The sequence below is a fragment of the Chromobacterium vaccinii genome (genome assembly GCF_000971335.1).
In the GTDB taxonomy this organism is placed as follows: Bacteria; Pseudomonadota; Gammaproteobacteria; order Burkholderiales; family Chromobacteriaceae; genus Chromobacterium; species Chromobacterium vaccinii.
Genome location: NZ_JZJL01000091.1, coordinates 1 through 7,349, shown reverse-complemented (window position 1 = coordinate 7,349; position 7,349 = coordinate 1). Strand labels below are relative to the sequence as shown.

Here is a 7,349-nt window from a genome sequence, read left to right as displayed (position 1 = left end):
TGGATGCCTTGCGCGCCGTGTGCGACCAGATCAGCCGCGATGAGCGCGAGCTGCTGAGGAAGCGCGAGGCGGACGCGGACGCCACCTCAGGCAGCGCCAAGATGACCATCGTCGTCGGCACCATCCTGTGCCTGCTGTTCGTGATTGGCGCCGGTATTTCCATTACCCGTTCGCTGACGGAACGGCTGGGAGTCGCGGTGGGGCATGTGCAAAGTTCATCGGCGGAGTTGCAGGCCGCCGCCACCCAGCAGGCCTCCGGGGCCAGGGAGCAGGCCAGCGCGATGAGCGAGATCAGCACCACCATCAGCGAGCTGGGCGTGACTTCGCGCCAGATCGCCGAGAGCGCCCAGCGGGTGGCGCAGATCGCCGAGCAGACGGCGGCGGCGGCGCGCAGCGGGGTGGGCACCGTGGAAAGAGGCCAGGAGGCCATCGGCGGCATCCGCCGCCAGACCGACTTGGTGGTCAGCCATATGCTTGATCTTGGCCGCAAATCGCAGGAGATAGGCGCGGTGCTCGACATCGTGTCCGAGCTGGCGGAGCAGACCAATATCCTGGCCATCAACGCCACCATCGAAGCCAGCGGCGCCGGCGAGGCGGGGCGCCGCTTCGCCGTGGTGGCGGAGGAGATCCGCAAGCTGGCTGACCGGGTCGCGGCGTCCACCAAGGGCATCCGCACCCAGATCGACGATGTGCGCGGCGCGGTCAACACCACGGTGATGGCCACCGAGAGCGGGGCCAAGGCCGTCGATCTCGGGGCGCGCCAGTTCGCAGAAGTGGCCACGGCTTTCAAGCAGATCGCCGATCTGGTCAGCACCACCACCGAGGCGGTGCGCGAGATCGAACTGTCGACCAAGCAGCAGGCCACCGCGGCCGACCAGGTGCGAACCGCCGTGTCCGAGGTGGCGCAGGCGACGCAAGAGACTGAAACCAGCTCGACCCAGACCCTGCAAACGGCGTCGCAACTGGCCGGGTTGTCGATGGATCTGAGGCGTCTGGTTCATCCCCAGGCGGTCTGATCGAGCAGGCGCTGGCTGGTGTCGTTCGGTGTGGGATCGAATGGCGGCGCCATCTTCGCCTATCGTTGCATATGCCGTAAACCCGGCATCTCTAGCCGTCCGATGCGGAAAAGTTATGTAGAAAGCCTCAACGCCAGGTTTCGCGAGGAATGCCTGAACGAACATGTATTCGATTGTTTGGCTGAGGCGCGGCAGGTTATGGCCGCCTGGCACGACGATTACAATCAGGTTCTCTTCCTCGGATCGATTTGCCGGATACCGCCGGTGGTGTGCGCTGTGCATTATCGACAAGAAAAAGCAGCAACCCTACAAATCAACCCATTCCACAACCGTGCAGACCAAAGGCTGCTCTCCAGATTGAGGATATGGTTGGCGGGGATAGATCAGAATGCATCCCGCTATTGAGTCAGCCTCGCGGGCATCTCTTGCTTGGCATGGATCAATTTCATCCAATGATCCATTAGGAGGAAGTCCTTTCATCTCTATAACTGAGGTATTGCCGGCACAACTCCGGGGAGCGCCAAATGCGATCAGTTTGCATGCTGAAAGTGGTTCGGGTCTTGGCGGCATCCATGCTGCTGCTGTGTTCCACCTCGGCGCTGGCGCTGCCCAGCTATGCCAGGCAGACCGGGGAGGCCTGCATCGCTTGCCACGTCAGTTATCCGGAGCTGACGCCTTACGGCAGGCTGTTCAAGCTGTCCGGCTACACGCTGGGCACCACCAAGCTGTTTCCGCTGGCGGCGATGGCCCAGGCCTCCGTTTCCCATGTGGGCAGCACCCAGGGCAATGACGGCGCGTATCCCAGGCAAAACGACGGCGTGGTAGAGGGCGGCAGCCTGTTCGTGGCGGGCAAGCTGGGCGATCACGTGGGCATGTTCTCGCAATGGACCTTTAACGCGTTGAACCAGAATTCCGGCACCCAGGATTTTTCCGGCCATACAGCGGTGGATAACAATGACTGGCGGCTGACCGACCATATCGCCAAAAGCGATCTGGACCTGATCTATGGGCTGACGCTCAACAACAATCCTACCGTCCAGGATGTCTGGAACTCCTCGCCGGCTTTCAGCTATCCCTATCAAAGCAGCCACCTGGCAGGCGCCTGGGGCATCGCGCCTCCGGCCACGTTGATAGAGGGCGGGCTGGCGCAGCAGACTGTCGGCCTCAGCGCCTACGCTTTCCTGAACAAGGCCTGGTATTTCGAGGTGGGGGGATATCGGGTGGCCAAGGGCGCCACTTCGCTATTCAAGAGCGGCGTCGACGTGTCGAACCGTCTGGACGGCACCAACCCGTATTGGCGCTTCGCCTACAGCCATGACTGGGGCGAGCATTCGATCGAGGCGGGCACCTTCGGCCTGGATGCCCGCGTCCATGTCGATCCGACCGATCCTGGCTCGCCGACAAGCCACTACCGAGACACCGGGCTGGACGCCCAGTATCAGTACCTGTCCGATCCGCATGTATTCACCGCGCAAGCGTCCTACATCCATGAGCGGACCGACTGGGACGCTTCCCTGGTCGGCGCCAGCGTGCAGAACGCCGGCAGCGGCCTCAATACCTTCCGGCTCAAGGGCAGTTACTGGTATCAGCGCATCTACGGCCTGACGCTGGGCTACTTTTCCGAAACCGGCTCAGCAGATAATCTGGCTTATCCCGTCACCGGCAGTCCCAACACCAGCGGCTACATCGCCGAGCTCAATTACATGATCAAACCCAATTGGCGGGTCGGCTTGCAGTACACCGGCTTCCTCAAATACCAGGGCGCCGTCTCCAATTACGACGGCAATGGCCGCAACGCCCGCAACAACAACATCACCTACCTTTACACCTGGGTTGCCTTCTGACGGGAGGATGCCGTGAAAACGATATGGATGATGGGTCTATTTGGCGCGCTGCTGCTGGCGGGGTCCGCACAGGCGGACAGGGACCCGGAAGCGCTGGCGCGGACCTGGTGCGCCAATTGCCACGGCGCGGACGGAAACAGCGTCTCGCCGCTGTTTCCGCGGATAGCCGGGCAGCAAGCGGCCTATCTGGGGCAGCAATTGAAACTGTTCCGGGAACAGAGCCGTAGCGATCAGGCGGCCCACGACTACATGTGGGGCGTGGCGGGCGGGCTGAGCGACGCGGAAATCGCCGGCGTGGCCGGATATTTCGCCGCGCAGACGCCCAAGCCCAATTACGCTGCCGGCGACGCGGCCAGGCCTGCGGTCGGCAAAGAGATCTTCTTGCGCGGCAAGGGCGACAGCGTGCCCGCCTGTTTCGCCTGTCACGGCCCCCGGGCCGAAGGCACCGAACAGGCGCCGCGGCTGGCCGGCCAGCATGCGGCCTACCTGCTCAAGCAACTGCATGTTTTTTCCACCAGCCAGCGACCCGCGGCGGTATCGATGCAGGCTATCGTCCATGGTCTGAACGAAGAGGAGCTGAACAGTCTGGCCGCCTACTTGCAAGGCTTGTAAGCCAGCCAGCCTGGCCCGGCCGCTCAGGCGGGCCGCTCCAGTTGCTCGCGGAACAGCGCCGCGATCAGGTCGCCCTGCGCCACCAGGCCCAGCAGGCGTCCCTCGCCGTCCACCACCATGCTGTGCGCCACGCCGCGGTCGGCGAACGGGTGGATCAGCCGCTCGATCGGATCGTCCGGGCGCGAGGTGTGCGGGCTGGTGTCCATCAACTGGCCGACGAGCGGCGGGGGATGCATGCCCGCCGCGGCCAGCAGCTCGCGCAGGCTGATCTCGCCCAGCAGCCTGCCGTCGGACGAGGTGACCGGCAGGGCGTCGAAACGGTGGTCGCGCAGCAGGGCCAGCGCCTTGTCGCTGCTGGCGGCCGCGGCGACGCTCAGCACCTCGCTCACCATGAAGTCGGCGCAGCGCAGCGCGCCGAAGCGGCGCTGGTGCGATCTTTCCTCGGCCCGCTGCAGAATGTCCTCCAGATCGTCCTCGCTGATGTCGACCACCTCGCCGCGCTCGGCCAGCGCGGCGTGCAGGTCGGCGCGGCTGACGCCGACGCGCTCGCTCGGCGTGGGAGCGGGCGCGGCGGGCTGCTTGTGCGGATAGCGCCGGCCGGCCAGGCGGTTGAACAGCAGCGCCGCCGCCAATAGCAGCAGCGAGTTGAGCAGCACCGGGTGCCAGACGAAGCCGTAGCCCAATCGGGTTACGGCAGGCCCGCCCAGCACCGCGGTCAGCGCCACCGCGCCGCTGGGCGGGTGCAGGCAGCGCAGCGGAAACATCAGCGCGATGGCGATGGCCGCCGCGATGCCGGCGGCGAGGGCCGGGTCGCCTATCAGCCGGGCGCAGCTGACGCCGACCAGCGCGGCGCACAGATTGCCGCCGATGAGGGACCAGGGCTGGGCCAGCGGGCTGGCGGGCACGGCGAACAGCAGCACCGCGGAAGCGCCCATCGGCGCGATGAACCACGGGTTGGGCTCGCCCAGCGCGCGGTGGCAGACCCAGGCGGTGGCGATCAGGCCGAAAGCCGCGCCCAGGCTGCCGGCCAGCCGATCGCGTCGGCTGGTGACGATGGCCTGCGGCCAGAAGCCGCGCAGCCAGGCGCGCAATTGTCGATGCAGGTTTTCCATTGCGCGGCTGCCGGGAGCGTTCCGGCGTGGTGGGGGTGGCCGAATATATATCATATTGTGATGTATATTGCCGAGCCCGCCGGGCTCAAGTATAAATATCATGTTGTGATATATATATTCGAGATCAGACATGATGGAGCAAGTCGCCGAGCCGGCCGCCGGCATGGACAAGCGGCAGTATGAAGCGTTGTCGGAATTCCGCTACCAGTTGCGGCGCTTCCTGCACTTCAGCGAGAACGCGGCCCGGGCGGAGGGACTGACGCCGCAGCAATACCTGCTGTTGCTGCACGTGCGCGGCGTGCCGGGCCGTGATTGGGCGACGGTGGGCGAGCTGGCCGAGCGGCTGCAGATCCAGCATCACGGCGCGGTGGCGTTGCTGACCCGTTGCGAGGAGCAGGGCCTGGCGGCGCGGCGCAAGAGCGAGCATGACCGCCGCCAGGTGGAGGTGCATCTGACCGCGGCCGGCGAGGGCTTTCTCGCGCGGCTGGCGGCGCGGCACGAGGCGGAGCTGCGCTCGCTGCGCGACGTGTTCCGGGTGTCGCGCATCACCGCCTTCAATGATGGGGACGGCGGACGATGAACGCGGCGAGACGCGATTACTCGGTGGACCGGCGGCTGCTGCCGATGTCCGGCATGGCCTTGCTGATCGGCGCGGTCAGCGCCGCCGCCGCGGTGGTCCTGCTGGACCTGATCCGCCTGTGCACCAATCTGTTCTATTACCAGACCCTGTCGCTGGCCGAGCGCGCGCCGGCCGGACACGCGCTGGGGCCGTGGGCGATCGCCGCGCCGGTGGCGGGCGGCCTGCTGGTGGGCCTGATCGCGCGCTACGGCAGCGACAAGATCCGCGGCCACGGCATTCCGGAAGCGATGGAAGCCATCCTGTTCGGCCAGAGCCGGATGTCGCCCAAGGTGGCGTTGCTCAAGCCCTTGTCATCCGGCATCGTCATCGGCAGCGGCGGGCCGTTCGGCGCGGAAGGCCCGATCATCATGACCGGCGGCTCGCTGGGCTCGCTGCTGGCGCAGCGTCTGCATCTGACCGCGGCGGAGCGCAAGACGCTGCTGGTGGCCGGCGCCTGCGCCGGGATGACCGCCGTGTTCGGCACGCCGGTGGCGGCGGTGCTGCTGGCGGTGGGGCTGCTGTTGTTCGAACTGCGTCCGCGCAGCCTGCTGCCGGTGGCGCTGGCCTGCGCTTGCGCCGGCTTCCTGCGCACGTTGTGTTTCGCCGCCGGGCCGTTGTTTCCGCTGCATACCCCGCCCGCCACGCTGGCGGCGCTGGGCTCCTGCCTGTTGGCCGGGCTGGCCTGCGGCGGTCTGGCGGCCTTGCTGACCTGGGGCTTGTACCGGGTGGAGGATGGTTTCGGCAAGCTGCGGCTGCACTGGATGTGGTGGCCGGCGCTGGGCGGCCTGGTCGTCGGCATCGGCGGCTGGCTGCAGCCGCGCGCGCTGGGCGTGGGCTACGACGTGATCGGAGACCTGCTGAACAACCGGCTGCTGCTGGAGGCGGCGCTGGCCCTGCTGGCGGTGAAGGCCGTGGTCTGGCTGCTGGCCTTGGGCTCCGGTACTTCGGGCGGGGTGCTGGCGCCGCTGCTGATGCTGGGGGCCGGCCTGGGCGCGGCGCTGGCGCCGGCGTTGCCGGGCGGCTCGCCGGAGTTGTGGGCGCTGGCCTGCATGGCCGGAGTGTTGGGCAGCGTGCTGGGCGCGCCCATCACCGCCATCGTGTTCGCGTTCGGCCTGACCGGCGACGGTTCGGCGCTGCTGCCGCTGACGCTGACCACCGTGGTCGCCTGCGGCGTGACGGCGCTGGCGCTGAAGCGCTCGATCATGACCGAGAAAATAGCCCGCCGCGGCCTGCACATCCACCGGGAATACAGCGTCGATCCGCTGGAGCGGCTGCAGGTGGCGGACGTGATGACGCGCGAGGCCGTGGCGATAGACGGCGCGACGCCGGCGGCGGACGCCTGGGGGACATTCTTCGGTCCGCGCGGCCACAACGGCTATCCGGTGCTGCGCGACGGCAGGGTGGTGGGCTTGCTGCTGCGCAGAAGGCTGCAGGGGGCGGAGGCCAGCCGGCAGCCCTGCGTCATCTGGTCCGAACCCTTGTCGCCGTCCCAGGTGTTGCTGGCCGGCATGAGCGCCCGCCACGCCGCCGGACGGATGGCGCAGCTGGGGTTCAGCCGCCTGCCGGTGGTGGACGGCCCGGATAGCATGCGGCTGATCGGCGTGGTGTCGCTGCGCGATCTGCTGGCCAACAGCCATGTGCTGCTGCATGAGGAAACGGTCAGGGAGCGCCTGCGGTGAGCGGCGGCGAGTGGTTTTCGCTGCCGCTGGGCGACGGCCTGTGCGCCCAGCCGCTGCTGGACGACCTGCTGGCCGACTTCGCCGCGCGGCCGGCTGTCGACGGGCAGGCGCTGTTGTTGCTCAGGGAGACGGACGGGCGGCTGCAGTGCGAGCTGACGGCGTATTTCACTCCGGCCGAGGCCTCATTCGCCCGCGCCTGGGGCGCGCGTCCCTGTCTTCGCCCCAGCCCCGACAATCTGGAGCGGCTGGCGGGCGATGCCGGCTGGCGCGCGCGCTGGTTCGGATAGCGCCGGCCGGATAAGGCCAAAATGGCGCGGGCGCCGGGATGGCCCGCGTTCAAGCGGCGCGAGCCCGGCCCGCCGTCCGCGCCGCAGCGCGAGGAGCGCGAGGAGCGCGGCGGCCATCAGCAGGGCGGACACGGCGAAGACCGCGCGGGTGGCCCAGGCGACGGCTTCCGGCCGCGCGTC

8 protein-coding genes are annotated in these 7,349 nt (G+C 67.6%); 7 read left to right on the top strand and 1 reads right to left on the bottom strand.

Going from position 1 to position 7,349, the window contains the following annotated elements:
- From VL52_RS22370 to VL52_RS22360, 4 genes are all read left to right on the top strand, one after another.
- The coding region (locus tag VL52_RS22370) for a methyl-accepting chemotaxis protein (RefSeq protein ID WP_046159115.1) at positions 1–1,016 on the top strand (1,016 nt) is incomplete at its 5' end.
- An 18-nt stretch (positions 1,017–1,034) separates the two neighbouring features.
- The gene (locus tag VL52_RS24260; RefSeq protein ID WP_144410380.1) at positions 1,035–1,421 is read left to right on the top strand and encodes an integrase core domain-containing protein; all 387 of its coding nucleotides are present in this window, start codon (positions 1,035–1,037) and stop codon (positions 1,419–1,421) included.
- Between the two features lie 134 nt (positions 1,422–1,555).
- Complete coding sequence (locus VL52_RS22365; RefSeq protein WP_052717507.1) at positions 1,556–2,860, top strand: hypothetical protein; 1,305 nt, start codon at positions 1,556–1,558, stop codon at positions 2,858–2,860.
- A 12-nt stretch (positions 2,861–2,872) separates the two neighbouring features.
- Positions 2,873–3,472, top strand: coding sequence for a c-type cytochrome (locus VL52_RS22360; RefSeq protein WP_144410379.1), 600 nt, complete (start codon positions 2,873–2,875; stop codon positions 3,470–3,472).
- Positions 3,473–3,495: 23 nt separating this feature from the next.
- On the opposite strand, the gene VL52_RS22355 is transcribed toward VL52_RS22360, so the two are convergent.
- Positions 3,496–4,584 carry an HPP family protein gene (locus VL52_RS22355; RefSeq protein ID WP_046159112.1) on the bottom strand — a complete coding sequence of 363 codons (1,089 nt, stop codon included), beginning with the start codon at positions 4,582–4,584 and terminating at the stop codon, positions 3,496–3,498.
- Between the two features lie 130 nt (positions 4,585–4,714).
- Between VL52_RS22355 and VL52_RS22350 the strand changes: the two genes are divergently transcribed.
- Genes VL52_RS22350 through VL52_RS25125 form a run of 3 tightly spaced genes read left to right on the top strand, consistent with a single transcriptional unit; the run spans position 4,715 to position 7,169 of the window.
- Positions 4,715–5,164 carry a MarR family winged helix-turn-helix transcriptional regulator gene (locus VL52_RS22350; RefSeq protein WP_046159111.1) on the top strand — a complete coding sequence of 150 codons (450 nt, stop codon included), beginning with the start codon at positions 4,715–4,717 and terminating at the stop codon, positions 5,162–5,164.
- A complete protein-coding gene (locus tag VL52_RS22345; protein ID WP_046159110.1) occupies positions 5,161–6,882 on the top strand; it encodes a chloride channel protein in 1,722 nt (573 codons plus the stop codon). The genes VL52_RS22350 and VL52_RS22345 overlap by 4 nt, the downstream gene beginning before the upstream one ends.
- The gene (locus VL52_RS25125) at positions 6,879–7,169 is read left to right on the top strand and encodes a hypothetical protein (protein WP_046159109.1); all 291 of its coding nucleotides are present in this window, start codon (positions 6,879–6,881) and stop codon (positions 7,167–7,169) included. Before VL52_RS22345 ends, VL52_RS25125 begins: the two co-directional genes overlap by 4 nt.
- The last annotated feature ends 180 nt before the right edge of the window (positions 7,170–7,349 follow it).